Consider the following 13,874-nt stretch of genomic DNA (forward strand, 5'->3'; position numbering starts at 1 on the left):
TGGCCGCGTCACGCGTCCGCGCCCTCGGCCACCTGCCGGATGAGCCCGCCCGCGAGGACCATCCGGACCTGCCGGTCGGAGAGCTGGTGGCGGAAGGTCATGTCGGTGCCGTCCACCTGACCGACGACCTCGCTGCCCTTCTGCAGCTGGTCGTGCAGGTCGGAGAACGACAGCGTGCTGCCCTGGGGGACCTTGTCGCGGTCGCCCTCGCCGGTGAACTCGAGCGCGAGGATCCCGAAGTTCGCCAGGTTCTGCCAGTGGATGCGGGCGAACGACTTCGCGACCACCACGCGCAGGCCGAGCCAGCGCGGGCAGATCGCCGCGTGCTCGCGCGACGAGCCCTGGCCGTAGTTCGCGCCGCCGACGATGGCGTGGCCGGTCGAGTCCTTGATCTCCTCGGCGTTCGCCGGGTAGTCGGGGTCGATCCGCGTGAACGCGAACCGCGCCAGCGCCGGGATGTTGGACCGGAACGGCAGGGCCTCGGCGCCCGCCGGCGAGATGTCGTCGGTCGAGATGTCGTCGCCGACGGCGAGCAGCACCGGCACCTCGACGGCGTCGGGGAACGGCTCGAACTCGGGCAGCCCGGAGATGTTCGGGCCCTTGACCAGCTCCTCGTCCCGGGACTCCTCGACCGGCGGCGGCTCCTCGAGCATGCCGGGGATGACGGTGGGCTCGGGCAGCTCGAGGTCGCCCCAGGTCAGGCCCAGCTCGTCGGCGAGCTCGCGGGGGTCGGTGATCTCACCGCGCAGGGCGCTGGCCGCCGCGGTCTCGGGCGAGCACAGCCAGACCTGGTCGTCGGCCCCGCCGCCGGAGCGTCCGGGGAAGTTGCGGGGGAAGGTGCGCAGCGAGTTCGTCCCGGGCGCGGGCGCCTGACCCATGCCGATGCAGCCCAGGCAGCCCGACTGGTGGATGCGCGCGCCGGCCTGGATCAGCGAGGTCGTGCCGCCCCAGCGGGTCAGGTCGGCGAGGATCGGGCGCGAGGTCGGGTTGATGTCGAAGCTGACGCCGTGGTGGGTCTGCCGGCCCTCGACCATGCGCGCCGCGATCGCGAAGTCGCGCAGGCCGGGGTTGGCCGACGACCCGATGACCACCTGGCCGACCGACGTGCCCGCGACCTCGCGGACCGGGACCACGTTGCCCGGCGACGACGGCTGCGCGATGAGCGGCTCGAGCTCCGAGAGCTCGATGTGCTCGGTGACGTCGTACTCCGTGCCCTCCTCGGCGAGCAGCTCGGAGAAGTCGTCCTCGCGGCCCTCGCCGGCGAGGAAGCGGCGGACCTCGTCGTCGGCGGGGAACACGCTCGTCGTCGCCCCGAGCTCGGCGCCCATGTTGGTGATGACGTGCCGGTCCATCGCCGTGAGCCCCGCGAGCCCGGGCCCGTGGTACTCGATGATCCGGTTGGTGCCGCCCTTGGTGCCGTGCCGGCGCAGCATCTCGAGGATGACGTCCTTCGCCGAGCACCACGGGGGGAGCTCGCCGGTGAGCTCGACGCCCCAGATCTCGGGCATGCGGATGCTCAGCGGCTTGCCGGTGATGGCGAGCGCCACCTCGAGCCCGCCGACGCCGATCGCGAGCATGCCCAGCGACCCGCACGCCGGGGTGTGCGAGTCGGATCCGATCATCGTCTTGCCGGGCTTGCCGAACCGCTGCATGTGGGTCGGGTGCGAGACGCCGTTGCCCGGCTGCGAGTACCAGAGCCCGAAGCGACGGGACGCCGAGCGCAGGTAGGCGTGGTCCTCGGCGTTCTTCTCGTCGGCCTGCAGCAGGTTGTGGTCGACGTACTGCACCGAGACCTCGGTCTGCGCCCGGTCGAGCCCGAGCGACTCGAGCTCCTGCATGACGAGCGTGCCCGTGGCGTCCTGGGTCAGGGTCTGGTCGATGCGCAGGGCGATCTCCTCGCCCGGCGTCATCTCCCCCTCGACCAGGTGGGACGCGATCAGCTGGTGGGCGACGCCGTGCGGCATGGAGGCCTCCCGGAGAGGTCGTGCGGCGGTGACGCCACGGGTACCCCGTCCGGTCGCTGATGTTGCATCCGGATCAGCCGGGCTTGGCGGCCGCCTGGGTCACGTAGGTCTCGACGACCTGCCGGGCCTCGTAGATCGTCCGCGCGCTCCCCCACGCGGTGGGGTCGAGCCGGTTGTGGGTCCACCCGCCCGGGAGCAGACGTGTGCCGAGGCTCAGGTGGCCGACCTCGCGGTGCCAGAGGATCTCGGACTGGAATCCGCGCGGGTCGTCCCAGTGCCAGGAGTAGCCGTACTCCTCCGCCTGCTCGAAGACCTCGACACCGTCGATCTCCATGGCACCCGCCTCCCCGACCCGACCCGCCCACGCGCTCCGCGATCTAGGATCGGTGGCCGTCGTTCTCCGTACGCGCGGCACTCGGAGCATTTCCTGTGGCGACCGGCCGAATGTGCGGCAGCCGGACGCGGCGAGTCGGAGGAGAATCGTGACGGTCTACGTGTCGCTGCCCCAGATCCCGCTCACCCTCAAATTCGAGGAGCCCCTCGACGACGTCGTCACGCGGTTCCAGCAGCTCATCAGCGACGGCGAGGTCCACCGGTACACGTTCACCGACACCCAGGCGGTGCTCGTCAACTACGGCGTCATCGCCTCGGCGACCTTCTCCGAGGGTCCGCGGACGCTCGAGGTGTCCGAATTGAATCGCGGCCTCAGCGCGCGACTCGACGACGGCTGAGCCCGACCGGAGGTCGGGGGTGCTCCCCCGGGAGCAATTCGATCTCTCCGGCGTGACGGACACGATCACGGCGGTTACGCTGTGCCGCATGCAACGTGTGGTAGGGCTCCTCGTCCTGGCCCTCGTGCTGTTCTGGATCATCAGCTCGCCCGAGAGCGCAGCAGCGACGGTCACCGCGATCCTGGCGCTGCTCGTCGGCTTCGCCGAGCAGATCGTCGAGTTCTTCCGCGCCCTCGTCTGAGGCTCCTCGCCCGCAGCGACGTGTGACGAGCGCGTCCTCCTGGGCACCCGCGCGCATCGTCCCGACCCCTGTGGGTCACGAAGCGCGAGAGGAGAACGATGCAGGAGCACGAATTCGTCAGCGCGGTCAAGGAGAGCCTCGGCCTGCCGGACAACGCGGCCGCCGAGCGGGCGATCCGCGCGACGCTCACCGTCCTCGGCCAGCGCCTCGAGGGCGGCGAGGCCAAGGACCTGGCCTCCCAGCTGCCGGGCGGCCTGGCCGACGCGCTGCCGTCGGAGGGTGCCGGCGAGCGCTTCGACGTCGACACCTTCTACCAGCGCATCGCCGAGCAGGAGGGTGACGGCGTCACCGTCGCCCAGGCGCGCCAGCACGCCCGCTCGATCGCCAAGGGACTCGAGACGGCGCTGACCGACGGCGAGTGGCAGAACTTCACCAGCCAGCTGCCGAAGGACTTCCAGGACTTCCTCGGCACCGAGCCCGTCGAGAAGCACTAGCCGATCGCGCCAGCTCCGGCACGGCGGGCGACGTCGACGACGTAGTCGCCGTAGCCGGAGCTGGCCTGGCGCTCGCCGAGGGCCAGCGCCTGGTCCGGCGTGATCCAGCGCTTGGCCAGCGCGATCTCCTCGAGACACGCGAAGCGCACGCCCTGGCGGTGCTCGAGGACCTGCACGTACTGGCTGGCCTCGATCAGTGATTCGTGGGTGCCGGTGTCGAGCCAGGCGAACCCGCGCCCGAGGTCGAACAGGCGGGCGTCGCCGCGCTCGAGGTAGGCGCGGTTGACGTCGGTGATCTCGAGCTCGCCGCGCGCGGACGGTGTGAGGCGGGCGGCGATGTCGAGGACGTCGTTGTCGTAGAAGTAGAGCCCGGTGATCGCCCGGTTCGACCGCGGCGCCGCGGGTTTCTCCTCGATGGAGAGCAGCCGCCCCGTCTCGTCGGCCTCCCCGACGCCGTAGCGGCCCGGGTCGCGCACCGGGTAGCCGAACAGCACGCAGCCCTTGTCGGCCTCGAGCCGCCTGACCTGCTCCGCCAGGATGGAGCCGAAGCCCTGGCCGTGGAAGATGTTGTCGCCCAGCACCAGCGCGGCGGTGTCGTCACCGACGTGGTCGGCGCCGATGAGGAACGCCTCGGCCAGCCCGTTCGGCGCGGGCTGCTCGGCGTAGGAGAGCCGCAGCCCGAGCTCGCTGCCGTCGCCGAGCAGCCGCCGGAACGCGGGCAGGTCGACCGGGGTGGAGATGACCAGGATGTCGCGGATCCCGGCCAGCATGAGCACCGAGATCGGGTAGTAGATCATCGGCTTGTCGTAGACCGGCAGCAGCTGCTTGGACACCGCCCGGGTCACCGGGTGCAGGCGGCTGCCGCTGCCGCCGGCCAGGACGATGCCCTTCACCGCTGGTCACCCCAGCTGTTCTCGGCGCCCTCGACGACCGGGCTGCGCCCGATCAGCGGGCGCCACCACGCCTCGTGGTCGCGGTACCAGGCCACGGTGGCGGCGATCCCCTCGTCCCACCCGGTCCGCGGCGCCCACCCCAGCTCGGTGCGCAGCTTCGTGGAGTCGAGCAGGTAGCGACGGTCGTGGCTGGGCCGGTCCGGCACGATCGTCTTGAGCTCGGGCCCCAGCCCCAGCGCGCCCAGGACCGTGTCCGCGACGCCCTCGACGTCCACCTCGTGCCCGGAGCCGACGTTGTAGGTCTCCCCCACGGTGCCGTGGTGCAGCACCGCGTCGATGGCGCGGGCGTGGTCGTCGACGTGCAGCCACTCCCGGCGGTTCTTCGTCGACGCGTAGAGCGGCAGCGCCTCCCCGGCCAGCGCGCGGGTGGTGAACAGCGGGATCACCTTCTCCGGGAACTGGAAGGGCCCGTAGTTGTTGGCGCAGTTGGTGATCGTCACCGGCACGCCGTAGGTCAGCCCGTAGGCGCGCACCACGTGGTCACCGCCGGCCTTGGCCGCGTTGTACGGGGTCCGCGGCCGGTACGGCGACTCCTCGGTGAACGCCTCGTCGACGTCCAGCGGGAGGTCGCCGTAGACCTCGCAGGTCGAGATGTGGTGGAACCGGGAGACCCCCACCCGCCGCACGGCTTCCAGCAGGCCCTGGGTGCCCATCACGTTGGTGGCGAAGAAGTCGCCCGGGCGCAGGATCGCCAGGCTGTTGTGCGACTCCGCGGCGAAGTTCACCACCACGTCCACGCCGTGGGCGCGCAGCAGGTGCTCCACCAGCTCGCTGTTCGCGATCGACCCGTGCACGAACTCCACGCCGTGAAGGCCCTCGACGTTGCCGCGCACCCCGGCGTAGGTCAGCGCGTCCAGCGACACCACCCGGTCGGTCGGGTGCTCCGCGCGCCAGTACCGCACGAAGTTCGACCCGATGAACCCCGCGGCGCCCGTCACCAGAACCGTACTCATCGTCCCCCTCGGACAGGTCTGCCGACGATGCTCCCACGCACGCTCCTAGGCTCCCCCGACGTGGAGGTCGAGGAGCTGGCGGTGCCCGGGGCGTGGCGGTTCACCCCGCCGGTGTTCCCGGACGCCCGGGGCGCGTTCGCCGCGCCGTTCCAGGGCGGGCCGTTCGCCGCGGCGGTCGGCCACCCGCTCACCGTGGCGCAGGCGAACACCAGCGTGTCCCGCCGCGGGGTGCTGCGCGGGATCCACTACGCCGACGTGCCGCCGGGGCAGGCGAAGTACGTGCACTGCGTGGCGGGCGCGGTGCTCGACGTCGTCGTCGACATCCGCGTCGGGTCGCCGACCTTCGGGCGGTGGGACGCCGCCCGTCTCGACCCGGGGTCGATGGCCGCGGTCTACCTGTCCGAGGGCCTCGGGCACGCGTTCCTCGCGCTCGAGGACGGCACCGTGACGAGCTACCTCTGCTCGACGCCCTACGACCCGTCCGCCGAGCACGGGGTCGACCCGCTCGACCCCGCCCTCGGGCTGCCGTGGACCGACCACGTCGCCGCCGCGGACCTCGTGCTGTCGGACAAGGACCGCGCCGCCCCGACGCTCGCCGCCGCGCGGGCCGCCGGAGCGCTCCCGACGATCGAGGCCTGCGACGCGCGGGCGGACGAGCTGAGGGCGTGACTCAGATCGTCGCGGCCGGCGGCGCCACCGGGTCGGCGTCGGCGTCGACGTCCGCACCGGGCAGGTGGACGTCGGTGATGACGATGTTGAGCTCGACGACCGTGACGCCGGCGATCTCCTCGACGGCCTTCGGCACGTGACGCCGCAGCGCGCGGACCAGCTCGCGGGCACCGACGCCGTACTCGATCTCGACGTCGAGCCCGATGTGCGCCTTCTGCTCGGCCAGCTCGACGCGCACGCCGGCGGTGTTCTCGGAGTTGCCGGTGAGCGTCTGGCGCACGGCGCCGACCGCGCGCGAGGTGCTGCCGCCCAGCGCGACCACCCCGGGGATCTCGCGGGCCGCGAACGCCGTCACCTTCTGGACCACCGACGGCAGGACCTCGGTGGTGCCCTCGACCGTGGTCGGGGCGCCGGCGGCACCGGGGACGGAGGTCGCCGTGGGGGTCGGGCTGGACGGGGTGCTGCTCGGACGCTCCGCGCTGGTCATGTCGTCCAGATACCCCGGACCAGGCGGGGGGAGTCGCCCGGATCGGCGATCCTCAGCGATCGCGGGGCAGCAGCGGGCCCAGGGGGCCGAGATCCAGGTTGAGGTCCGCCGGCGTGAGCCCGAACTGCTCGGTGAGCTCGTCCATCGCGTCCGCGAGGTGCATCAACGACGTGCCGAGGTCCTCCTCCTCCTGCTCGGTGAGGTCGCCCTGCTCCACCCGCCGGATCGCCTGCCGCTCCATCAGCTGGCGCAGCAGCTCGACGATCGTCAGCACCAGCTTCATGAGGTCCCGGCGCACCGCGTCCTTGTCGATCTCGACGCGGTTGGTCCGGGTGTGACCGGGCTCCTCCTTCTCCTCAGCCATGCCCGGCCTCCAGCTCCCGGTCGGCGCGTTCCGTCCGCGCCGCGAGGGTGCCCGGCCGCTCCACCGGGCTGATCGACGTGATGAGCGCGCGCAGCGAGATGCGGACGAGGTCGACGCCGGCGAGCGAGATCGTCACGTCTCCCGCGAGCACCACGCCACCGGCGAGGAGCCGGTCCAGCAGGTCGACGAGCGCGACCTCCTCGTCCCCGAACAACGACGTCGCCCGGGGCTCGAGCTCGCCCGAGCCGGGCCCCGTCACGACGCGCCCTGCGCCGCCTGCGCGAAGGAGTAGGGCACCCACGGGCCGGTGAGCTCGACCCGGACGCGGGGGTGGTCGGCGTAGGACGCGAGGAGCGCGCGCAGCTCGTCGACCCGCTCGACGGGCAGGAGGTAGGCCTGGTTGAGGACCATCGGGTCGGTCTCACCGGAGAGCTGCGCGTCCTGCAGGCGGTGGGCGCGGGTCGCGGCGGCGAGGGCGGTGACCGCGTCGTCGACCTGCTCCGCGGCCTCGCGGGCGTCGTCGAGCGCGGAGTCGGTGTCGCGCAGCGCCTTGCGCCGTGCCCGCAGGTACTCGGCGCCCGAGCGCGGCTTGGCCTCCTCGGCCGGCGCGCTCCGCCCGCCCCTGCGGGCGTAGACCTTGACGCCCCACTCGGCCCGGCCCGCGAGACGGTCGAGCACCGCCGCGAACGTCTCCCGGCCCTCGGCCAGGACGGACCGCACCCGGTCGTCGTCGAAGTACACGGTCGCGAGCGCGAGCGGGGCGACCAGGTGGTCGCGTCCGAGGGTGTCGACGACGTGGTGGTGCGCCCGCGCCGTCGCGGCCAGCCACTCGAGGTCCTCGAGCCGCTCCTCCAGCGCCCGCTCCTCGAACTCGCCGCGGTCGACGTCGCTCACCACGGCGGTGACGCCGTCGACCTCGATCGTGCGGACCGGGCCGCCGCCGACGCCCTGCAGCCCGGACACGGCGCCGACGTCGCGGGCGATCGCGTAGACGTAGGTCAGCCTGTCGCTCACCGGTCGTCCTCCCGACGGCGCGGGGCGCGCCGACGACCCGACCGCTCCTGGCTCGCGCCCTGCTCGCTCCTGCGGCGGCGCGCCGGGGCGGGCTCCGGCTCCGGTTCGGGCTCGTCGACGACCTCGGCGTCCTCGACGTCGTCGGGCACGTCCTCCTCGACGCCGTCCTCGAGGTCCTCCTCGAGGTCGTCGTCCACCACGTCGGCGTCCTCGACATCGTCGTCGGCGTCGTCGGTGTCGTCGGTGTCCTCGACGCGGTCGAGCGACGGCGCCTGGCCGTTCCGACCCTCGAGTGCCTCGAGCCGCTCGCGCAGGCGGCGGTTCTCCTCCTCGAGCTGCTGGTGGCCCGAGGAGAGGGTGGGGTCGCGCTCCCACCAGTCGATGCCCATCTCCTTCGCCCGGTCCACCGACGCCACGACCAACCGCAGCTTGATCGTCAGCAGCTCGATGTCCAGCAGGTTGATCTGGACGTCGCCCGCGATGACGATGCCCTTGTCGAGGACCCGCTCGAGGATGTCGGCGAGGTTCGTGCCGTCCCCGCCGCCCTGACCGGCCGGCTGACGGCCACCGCCCTGGTTCGGGGTGGACGGCATCTGCCCGGTCCAGCGCACCGGGTCACTCATGATCTCTCCTTCTCGTGTCCCCCCGGTGGCCGACGATCAGTCGTCGTCGCCGCGACCCCGGGTGTAGCGCTTCACCCGGTGGTAGCTGATCAGCTCGCCGTCGGAGTCCATTTCCGCCTCGTAGCTGGCGAGGATGTCACTGGTCTCGGGGATCTTGCGACTCTCGACGACCTCGAGACCGACGACGTACCCGTCCTCGGTCTTGCGCACCGAGGTGATCGCCTCGCTCTCCTTGCCGCTCATCTCCTGGACCTGCTCCGCGGCCCAGCGAGCGATCTTGCGAGCGGGGATCTTCTTGGGCCGCGGCTCGGGCTCCGGTTCCGGCTCCGGCTCGGGCTCCGGCTCGTCGATCTCGTCCTCCGCCTCGTCGTCCAGGTCCTCGTCCTCGAGGTCCTCGGGCTCGTCCGCCTCGTCGGCCTCGTCGTCCAGGTCCTCGTCGGCCTCGTCGTCCAGGTCGTCCTCGGGCTGGTCGTCCAGCTCCTCGTCCGCCCCGTCCTCGACGTCGTCCTCGGGCTGGTCGTCGGCCTCGCCGGCCGGCTCCTCGTCGCCGCGGTCCCCCGGCTCGTCGGCGACGTCGGCGTCGACGTCCTCGGCCTCCGGTTCCGGCTCCGGACGGCGTCGCCGTCGGGGACGGTCCTGGTCCGACCCGTCCTCGGCGGTCCGGCGACCACGGCGCGGGCGTTCCTGTTCGGCGGACCCTTCCGTGCTGCCTTCGGTGCCGGCCGCGGCCGTGCGCCGGCGACGCGGACGCTCCTCGCCGTCGCCCTCGGGACGACGCCGTCGGCGGGGTCGGTCGCTCTCGGCCGACTCGTCGTCCGCGGGACGCCGCTTCCGGCGCGGCCGCTCCTGCTCCGCGTCCTCGCCCGGGTCCTCGCCGGCGGGACGGCGCTTGCGGCGGGGACGATCCTCGTCGGTCGCCCCGTCCTCGGTCGGGCGCTTCCGCCGGCGCGGCCGCTCCGGCTCCGCCCCGTCACCCGACGTCGCGTCCCCCGAGCCCTCGCCGGCGGGACGGCGCTTGCGGCGGGGACGATCCTCGTCGGTCGCCCCGTCCTCGGTCGAGCGCCTCCGCCGGCGCGGCCGCTCGCGCTCCGCCCCGTCACCCGAGCCCTCGTCGGCAGGACGGCGCTTGCGGCGCGGACGGTCCTCGGTCGGGGCCTCGTCGGAGCCGGCGGACCGGCGCCGACGGCGGGGCCGCTCGGGCTCCGCCGCGTCGTCGGACGTCCGCCGCCGCCGCGGACGGTCACCGTCGGGTGCGGTGCCGTTCCCGTCGGACCCGGAGCGGGAGGCGGCCTGCTCCTGGTCACCGCCGCCCTCGCCGCCGTCGCCGGTGGTGCGGCGACGGCGGCGGGAGCGTTCCTGGTCGGTCAGCGGCGGCGTGTCGGCCGAGCGGGTCACGCTCCACCCCCGCCGCCCACGAGACGCTGCAGCAGGACCTCCTGCTGCTCGTCACGGTCGGCCTCGGTGATCTCGCCCCGGTCGAAGGCCGCGTCGAGCTCGTCGATCTGCGCCCGGATGACCGCGGGGTCGTTCATCTGGTGGTCGACCTGGTCCGCGATCTTCTCGCCCACCCAGGCGACCCCGCGGACCGGGGCCAGGGGCAGCAGGAGCAGCTCGGTGAAGAAACCCACGTCGTCCTCAGGCCTGCGACTCGTCGGGCGCGTCGAACTCGGGCAGGAAGTCGAACGCCGCGGTCGGACCGATGAGCCGCAGCTCCACCCGGCCCGACCACGAGTCGCCGAGCTCGTCGACGGCGCGCTCGAAGTCGCTGCGGTGATCGGTGCGGACGAGGAACGCCAGGTGGACGGCGCCGTTGTCCCCGCCGACCTCCTTGACCTCGGTGGCGACGGCGAACTTCGCGAGGGCGTCGACGCACGCCTGCGCGTCCTCCTCGCGGATCTGATCCATCGCCTGCGAGATGGCCTCGCCGAGCCGGATGCGGTCGTAGTAGCTCGCGTCCTCGTCGACCCCGGCGATCTTCTCCCGCATCTGCTGGATGCGGGGGTCGGCCTCGACGATCCGACCGAGGACCGCGTCCTGGTCGTAGTCGCCGCGCAGGCGGAACTCGAGGTGGCCCTCGAGCTGCTCGAGCGCCCGCACGAAGTAGTCCTGGTGCGGGGCCAGGAGCTCCTCGGCGACGGCGTCGTCGTCGGTGACGACCGCGCCGAAGCGCATCGGCAGCACGGGGGTCTCCTGCGCGATGGCGTTCAGCACGGCCTCGTGGGCCATGAGGTCCCGCCGGGTGCCGAGGGCACGATCGGCGGCGACGTCGCTGACGACCGCCGCCAGCCGCCCCTCGGTGACCAGGCCGAGCTCGCCGTCCTGGTCGCCGTACGGGATGGCGTCGAGGCCGTCCGGGATGCGCACCCCGGCCGGCACGATGCCGTAGATGTAGGAGCCCCGACGGGTCTCCTGGGCGCCCTTCGTGTCCTCCGTCGTGGTCACGTCCGCCCCCTACGCCTTCTCGCGGTTGCTCTGACGCTCACCGCGCACTTCGTCCCACTTCTCCTTGCCGGCGTCGAGCACGCCCTTGGTCTTGCCTTTCGCCCCGCCCTGGGTGGCGCCCTCGGTCATGCCGCCGACGACCTGGCCGAGGTCCTTGCCACCCTTCTGGTGCAGGTCCAGGCGGTTGGTCGCCTCGGCGAACCGCAGGTAGGTGTCGACGCTCGCGACGACGATGCGGGCGTCGATGGTGATGAGCTCGATGCCGACCAGCGACACCTTGACGAACGCATCGATGACGAGGCCCTTGTCCAGGATGAGGTCGAGGACCTCCGCGAGCCCGCCCTGAGGCTCCTTCTGCACGCCTCCGCCCTGCTGTTTAGCGACGGTCACCGTGCCCCCTTCCAGTGCGTCGGGGGACGGCGCCGGCGAACGCCGGCGCCGTCGTGGGGTGTGACGGTCGGCCCGGCTGTGGTCTCAACCGGGATGCGCGATCAGGCCGGGGTGCGCTGCCGACGGGAGCGGCGGGGACGGTCGGCGTCGCCGTCGTCCTCTGACACCTCGTCCTCGGCGTCCTCGGCGTCCTCGGCGTCCTCGGCGTCCTCGAGCTCGTCGTCGGCGAGCTCCTCGTCCGCCAGGTCGTCGTCGGCGTCCTCGAGGTCCTCGTCGTCGTACTCGTCCTCGAGGTCCTCGTCGGCGTCCTCGTCCTCGGCGACAAGGTCGTCCTCGTCCTCGGCGGCCTCGTCGTCGACGTACTCGTCCTCGTCGGCGTACTCGTCGTCGACGTCCTCGCGGTCCGCCTCGGCCGCGCGCTGCTCCTCCTCGAGGGCTTCCTCGTGGGTCTTGACGACCTCGCTGTCGCGGATCTCGCCGCGCCAGCCCTCGAGCTCCTCGCGGTTGATCAGCGTGTCCATCATGACGTGGCGGCAGAAGTGCTTGAACTCCAGCCGTGCCCGGCGGCCGACCGCCCGCCACAGGTTGCCGGTCTTCTCGAAGAAGCCCTGCGGGTAGTACTCCATGATCAGGACGATGCGCGTGAGGTTCGGCGCCAACTCCGAGAACGTGACGATGCCGTCCGCCGAGCCCTTCGCCCCCGACGAGACCCACAGGATGTGGCTGTCGGGCACCTGCTCGCGGATCGTGGTCTCCCACGACCGGCGCGACCAGAACACCTTCGCGGTCCAGGTGACCTTCTCGTCGGACTCCTGGTTGACCGTCTCGACCTTCTTCATGAAGCTCGGGAAGTCGGCCATCTGGGTCCACTGGTCGTAGGCGACGCGCAGCGGCACCCCGACGTCCTGGACCTCGTAGATGTTCATGAACTTGAACTTGCCGCGGCCGCTGGTGTTGCCGCCGCCGCTCCCGCCGCCGCTCTCGTCGGAGTCGCCGTCGCCGTCGCCGTCGTCGCCCATGCCGAGCGCCCCCAGGGCCTTGTCCTTCACGGTCGAGAGACCGCCCTTCAGGGCCCCTCCGATGCCGCCGCTCGACGCATCGTCGTCGTCCGACGAGCCACCGAACACGGCGCCGAGGTTGCCCGGGTTCCCGGCGACGTCGGTGAGCTTGCCGGTGAGGCCCTCGACCTGGTCGAGCGCCGCGTTGACCGCCTTGTCGGTGGCGGCCTTGAGCAGGGCCTGCGCGGCCTGCTTGAGCCGATCGGTCGGCAGGATGTCGGTGAGCGATCCGGAGCCGGCGTCGGTGTCGGGCCGGTGCCCGTTGGACGCGACGTCGGTGGCTGCCTCAGTCATCGCGCTTCGCCGCCGTCCGTCGCGAGCCCGACCCGGCCGCCGCGCGGCTGCGGGACGTGCCCTCGGTGGAGGACGAGGACGACGAGGACGACCGCGAGCGACCGCTCGAGCCCGACCGGCGCGACGCGCCGTTGCTCGTCGACCGCGACGAGGACGCGCCGTCCTCCGAGGAGGACGAACTGGAGCGACGGCGCCGCTCGCCACCGGAGGAGCCGGCCGAGCCCCCGGAGCCGCTCGCACCACCGGAGGAGGACTTCGTCGAACGACGACGACCGGACGACGCCGACGATCCGGACGAGGCGCGGGCCGGCTGCGGCTCCTCGCGCTCCCCGGACTCGTCCTCACCCGCGTCGCCGGCGCTCTCGTCGACGTCCTCGGTCTCGTCGACGTCCTCGGCGTCCTCGGCGTCCGGGGCCCGGTCGGCGTCGGCGTCCTCGATCTCCTCGGCGACGTCGACGCCCTCCTCCGAGGGCTCCTCCTCGGCCTGCTTCCCACGCCCGCCACGGCCCGACAGCCCGCGCGCGGCCCCGCCGACAGCGCTGCCCGCGCCACCGACGGCACCCCCGACGGCCTTGCCCGTCGTCGAGGCGGCGTCGCCGACCGCGCCGCCGGCCTGGCCGACGGCGTCACCCGCGGCACCGGCGGTCTCGCCGACCGCCTGCCCGGCCGCACCCGTCGCGTCCGCGGCGGGCTTGCCGAGGTTCTCGACGCGGTTGACCAGGTTGTCGGTCAGCGCCTCCATGCGCGAGCTGGCAACCGCCAGCGCGGCGTCCTTGCCCGCCTCGAGCAGCCGCCCGCGGACCGCCTGGTCGAGCTTCTGGAGCTCCGGCGAGGCCGACACGAGCTTCGTCACCATGCCCAGCAGCTGCGTGGGATCGGTCGTGATCTTCTTCCCGGCGAGCGCCCCGCCCAGCATGATGGCGAGCTTCATCTTCTTCGTGCGGCCCAACAGATAGCCGCCGATGACCGCGAGGGCCAATTTCAGGCCGGTTCCCGGCACCGTGCACCTCCGAACGGATTGGTCCCCCAGTGCGGTGGACCACAGCCCGCCGCTTGCAGAGCCGGACATTACATCGCGTCGTTCCGGAAAGCGCTAGACCGAGAAGATCAAATGGTTGATAGGCCGTTCGCCGCAATTACCGATCACGGGCGCACGCTGACGGACCAGGCGTTCGGGCGCGAAGCGGATGCGAAAAC

The 13,874-nt window shown here is 72.6% G+C and carries 18 protein-coding genes and 1 pseudogene; 4 read left to right on the top strand and 15 right to left on the bottom strand.

Annotated features, from left to right (window positions below):
* Positions 1 to 8: 8 nt before the first annotated feature.
* Both ACYX4T_RS18505 and ACYX4T_RS18510 read right to left on the bottom strand, forming a co-directional pair.
* On the bottom strand, positions 9 to 1,964 hold the full coding sequence (locus ACYX4T_RS18505) for an aconitate hydratase (protein ID WP_476010754.1): 1,956 nt from the start codon (positions 1,962 to 1,964) through the stop codon (positions 9 to 11).
* 73 nt (positions 1,965 to 2,037) lie between these two features.
* A complete protein-coding gene (locus tag ACYX4T_RS18510; RefSeq protein ID WP_476010755.1) occupies positions 2,038 to 2,298 on the bottom strand; it encodes a hypothetical protein in 261 nt (86 codons plus the stop codon).
* 148 nt (positions 2,299 to 2,446) lie between these two features.
* Between ACYX4T_RS18510 and ACYX4T_RS18515 the strand changes: the two genes are divergently transcribed.
* The 3 genes from ACYX4T_RS18515 (at position 2,447) to ACYX4T_RS18525 (ending at position 3,430) form a co-directional block, all read left to right on the top strand.
* On the top strand, positions 2,447 to 2,695 hold the full coding sequence (locus ACYX4T_RS18515) for a hypothetical protein (RefSeq protein ID WP_476010756.1): 249 nt from the start codon (positions 2,447 to 2,449) through the stop codon (positions 2,693 to 2,695).
* Between the two features lie 88 nt (positions 2,696 to 2,783).
* Positions 2,784 to 2,936 carry a hypothetical protein gene (locus ACYX4T_RS18520; RefSeq protein WP_476010757.1) on the top strand — a complete coding sequence of 51 codons (153 nt, stop codon included), beginning with the start codon at positions 2,784 to 2,786 and terminating at the stop codon, positions 2,934 to 2,936.
* 98 nt (positions 2,937 to 3,034) lie between these two features.
* Positions 3,035 to 3,430, top strand: a complete 396-nt coding sequence (locus ACYX4T_RS18525; protein WP_476010758.1) for a DUF2267 domain-containing protein — start codon at positions 3,035 to 3,037, stop codon at positions 3,428 to 3,430.
* Here ACYX4T_RS18525 and rfbA read toward each other — a convergent pair.
* Positions 3,427 to 4,323 (bottom strand): glucose-1-phosphate thymidylyltransferase RfbA, encoded by an 897-nt coding sequence (gene rfbA / locus ACYX4T_RS18530; RefSeq protein WP_476010759.1) that lies wholly within the window; start codon positions 4,321 to 4,323, stop codon positions 3,427 to 3,429. The two genes, ACYX4T_RS18525 and rfbA, sit on opposite strands and share 4 nt — an antisense overlap.
* The gene (rfbB, locus tag ACYX4T_RS18535; protein WP_476010760.1) at positions 4,320 to 5,336 is read right to left on the bottom strand and encodes a dTDP-glucose 4,6-dehydratase; all 1,017 of its coding nucleotides are present in this window, start codon (positions 5,334 to 5,336) and stop codon (positions 4,320 to 4,322) included. Before rfbB ends, rfbA begins: the two co-directional genes overlap by 4 nt.
* Before the next feature lie 60 nt (positions 5,337 to 5,396).
* Here rfbB and ACYX4T_RS18540 point away from each other — a divergent pair, with 60 nt between their 5' ends.
* Entirely contained in the window at positions 5,397 to 6,005 is a 609-nt protein-coding gene (locus ACYX4T_RS18540) for a dTDP-4-dehydrorhamnose 3,5-epimerase family protein (RefSeq protein WP_476010761.1), read from the top strand.
* 1 nt (position 6,006) lies between these two features.
* Here ACYX4T_RS18540 and ACYX4T_RS18545 read toward each other — a convergent pair whose 3' ends face one another.
* The 11 genes and pseudogenes from ACYX4T_RS18545 to ACYX4T_RS18595 form a co-directional block, all read right to left on the bottom strand.
* A complete protein-coding gene (locus ACYX4T_RS18545; protein WP_476010762.1) occupies positions 6,007 to 6,492 on the bottom strand; it encodes an Asp23/Gls24 family envelope stress response protein in 486 nt (161 codons plus the stop codon).
* 52 nt (positions 6,493 to 6,544) lie between these two features.
* Complete coding sequence (locus tag ACYX4T_RS18550) at positions 6,545 to 6,856, bottom strand: gas vesicle protein K (protein ID WP_476010763.1); 312 nt, start codon at positions 6,854 to 6,856, stop codon at positions 6,545 to 6,547.
* Positions 6,849 to 7,070, bottom strand: coding sequence for a gas vesicle protein (locus ACYX4T_RS18555; protein ID WP_476015306.1), 222 nt, complete (start codon positions 7,068 to 7,070; stop codon positions 6,849 to 6,851). Before ACYX4T_RS18555 ends, ACYX4T_RS18550 begins: the two co-directional genes overlap by 8 nt.
* Before the next feature lie 41 nt (positions 7,071 to 7,111).
* Positions 7,112 to 7,870, bottom strand: coding sequence for a GvpL/GvpF family gas vesicle protein (locus ACYX4T_RS18560; protein WP_476010764.1), 759 nt, complete (start codon positions 7,868 to 7,870; stop codon positions 7,112 to 7,114).
* 260 nt (positions 7,871 to 8,130) lie between these two features.
* A pseudogene (locus ACYX4T_RS18565) lies at positions 8,131 to 8,493 on the bottom strand (gas vesicle protein); the annotation flags it as partial.
* 36 nt (positions 8,494 to 8,529) lie between these two features.
* Positions 8,530 to 9,888 carry a gas vesicle protein GvpO gene (gene gvpO / locus ACYX4T_RS18570; RefSeq protein WP_476010765.1) on the bottom strand — a complete coding sequence of 453 codons (1,359 nt, stop codon included), beginning with the start codon at positions 9,886 to 9,888 and terminating at the stop codon, positions 8,530 to 8,532.
* Positions 9,885 to 10,121 (bottom strand): gas vesicle protein GvpG, encoded by a 237-nt coding sequence (locus ACYX4T_RS18575; RefSeq protein WP_476010766.1) that lies wholly within the window; start codon positions 10,119 to 10,121, stop codon positions 9,885 to 9,887. Before ACYX4T_RS18575 ends, gvpO begins: the two co-directional genes overlap by 4 nt.
* 7 nt (positions 10,122 to 10,128) lie before the next feature.
* On the bottom strand, positions 10,129 to 10,935 hold the full coding sequence (locus tag ACYX4T_RS18580; RefSeq protein WP_476010767.1) for a GvpL/GvpF family gas vesicle protein: 807 nt from the start codon (positions 10,933 to 10,935) through the stop codon (positions 10,129 to 10,131).
* A gap of 9 nt (positions 10,936 to 10,944) precedes the next feature.
* The gene (gene gvpJ / locus ACYX4T_RS18585) at positions 10,945 to 11,325 is read right to left on the bottom strand and encodes a gas vesicle protein GvpJ (protein WP_476010768.1); all 381 of its coding nucleotides are present in this window, start codon (positions 11,323 to 11,325) and stop codon (positions 10,945 to 10,947) included.
* Between the two features lie 101 nt (positions 11,326 to 11,426).
* Complete coding sequence (locus tag ACYX4T_RS18590) at positions 11,427 to 12,677, bottom strand: SRPBCC family protein (RefSeq protein WP_476010769.1); 1,251 nt, start codon at positions 12,675 to 12,677, stop codon at positions 11,427 to 11,429.
* Positions 12,670 to 13,677 (bottom strand): hypothetical protein, encoded by a 1,008-nt coding sequence (locus ACYX4T_RS18595; protein WP_476010770.1) that lies wholly within the window; start codon positions 13,675 to 13,677, stop codon positions 12,670 to 12,672. Before ACYX4T_RS18595 ends, ACYX4T_RS18590 begins: the two co-directional genes overlap by 8 nt.
* Positions 13,678 to 13,874: the final 197 nt, after the last annotated feature.

This window comes from Actinomycetospora sp. ABD4_176 (assembly GCF_056311855.1).

Coding starts and splice junctions, on each gene's coding strand:
- ACYX4T_RS18590 (WP_476010769.1), bottom strand. CDS start 12,677: ATGACTGAGGCAGCCACCGACGTCGCGTCCAACGGGCACCGGCCCGAC.
- ACYX4T_RS18510 (WP_476010755.1), bottom strand. CDS start 2,298: ATGGAGATCGACGGTGTCGAGGTCTTCGAGCAGGCGGAGGAGTACGGC.
- ACYX4T_RS18505 (WP_476010754.1), bottom strand. CDS start 1,964: ATGCCGCACGGCGTCGCCCACCAGCTGATCGCGTCCCACCTGGTCGAG.
- ACYX4T_RS18550 (WP_476010763.1), bottom strand. CDS start 6,856: ATGGCTGAGGAGAAGGAGGAGCCCGGTCACACCCGGACCAACCGCGTC.
- ACYX4T_RS18545 (WP_476010762.1), bottom strand. CDS start 6,492: ATGACCAGCGCGGAGCGTCCGAGCAGCACCCCGTCCAGCCCGACCCCC.
- ACYX4T_RS18525 (WP_476010758.1), top strand. CDS start 3,035: ATGCAGGAGCACGAATTCGTCAGCGCGGTCAAGGAGAGCCTCGGCCTG.
- rfbB (WP_476010760.1), bottom strand. CDS start 5,336: ATGAGTACGGTTCTGGTGACGGGCGCCGCGGGGTTCATCGGGTCGAAC.
- ACYX4T_RS18520 (WP_476010757.1), top strand. CDS start 2,784: ATGCAACGTGTGGTAGGGCTCCTCGTCCTGGCCCTCGTGCTGTTCTGG.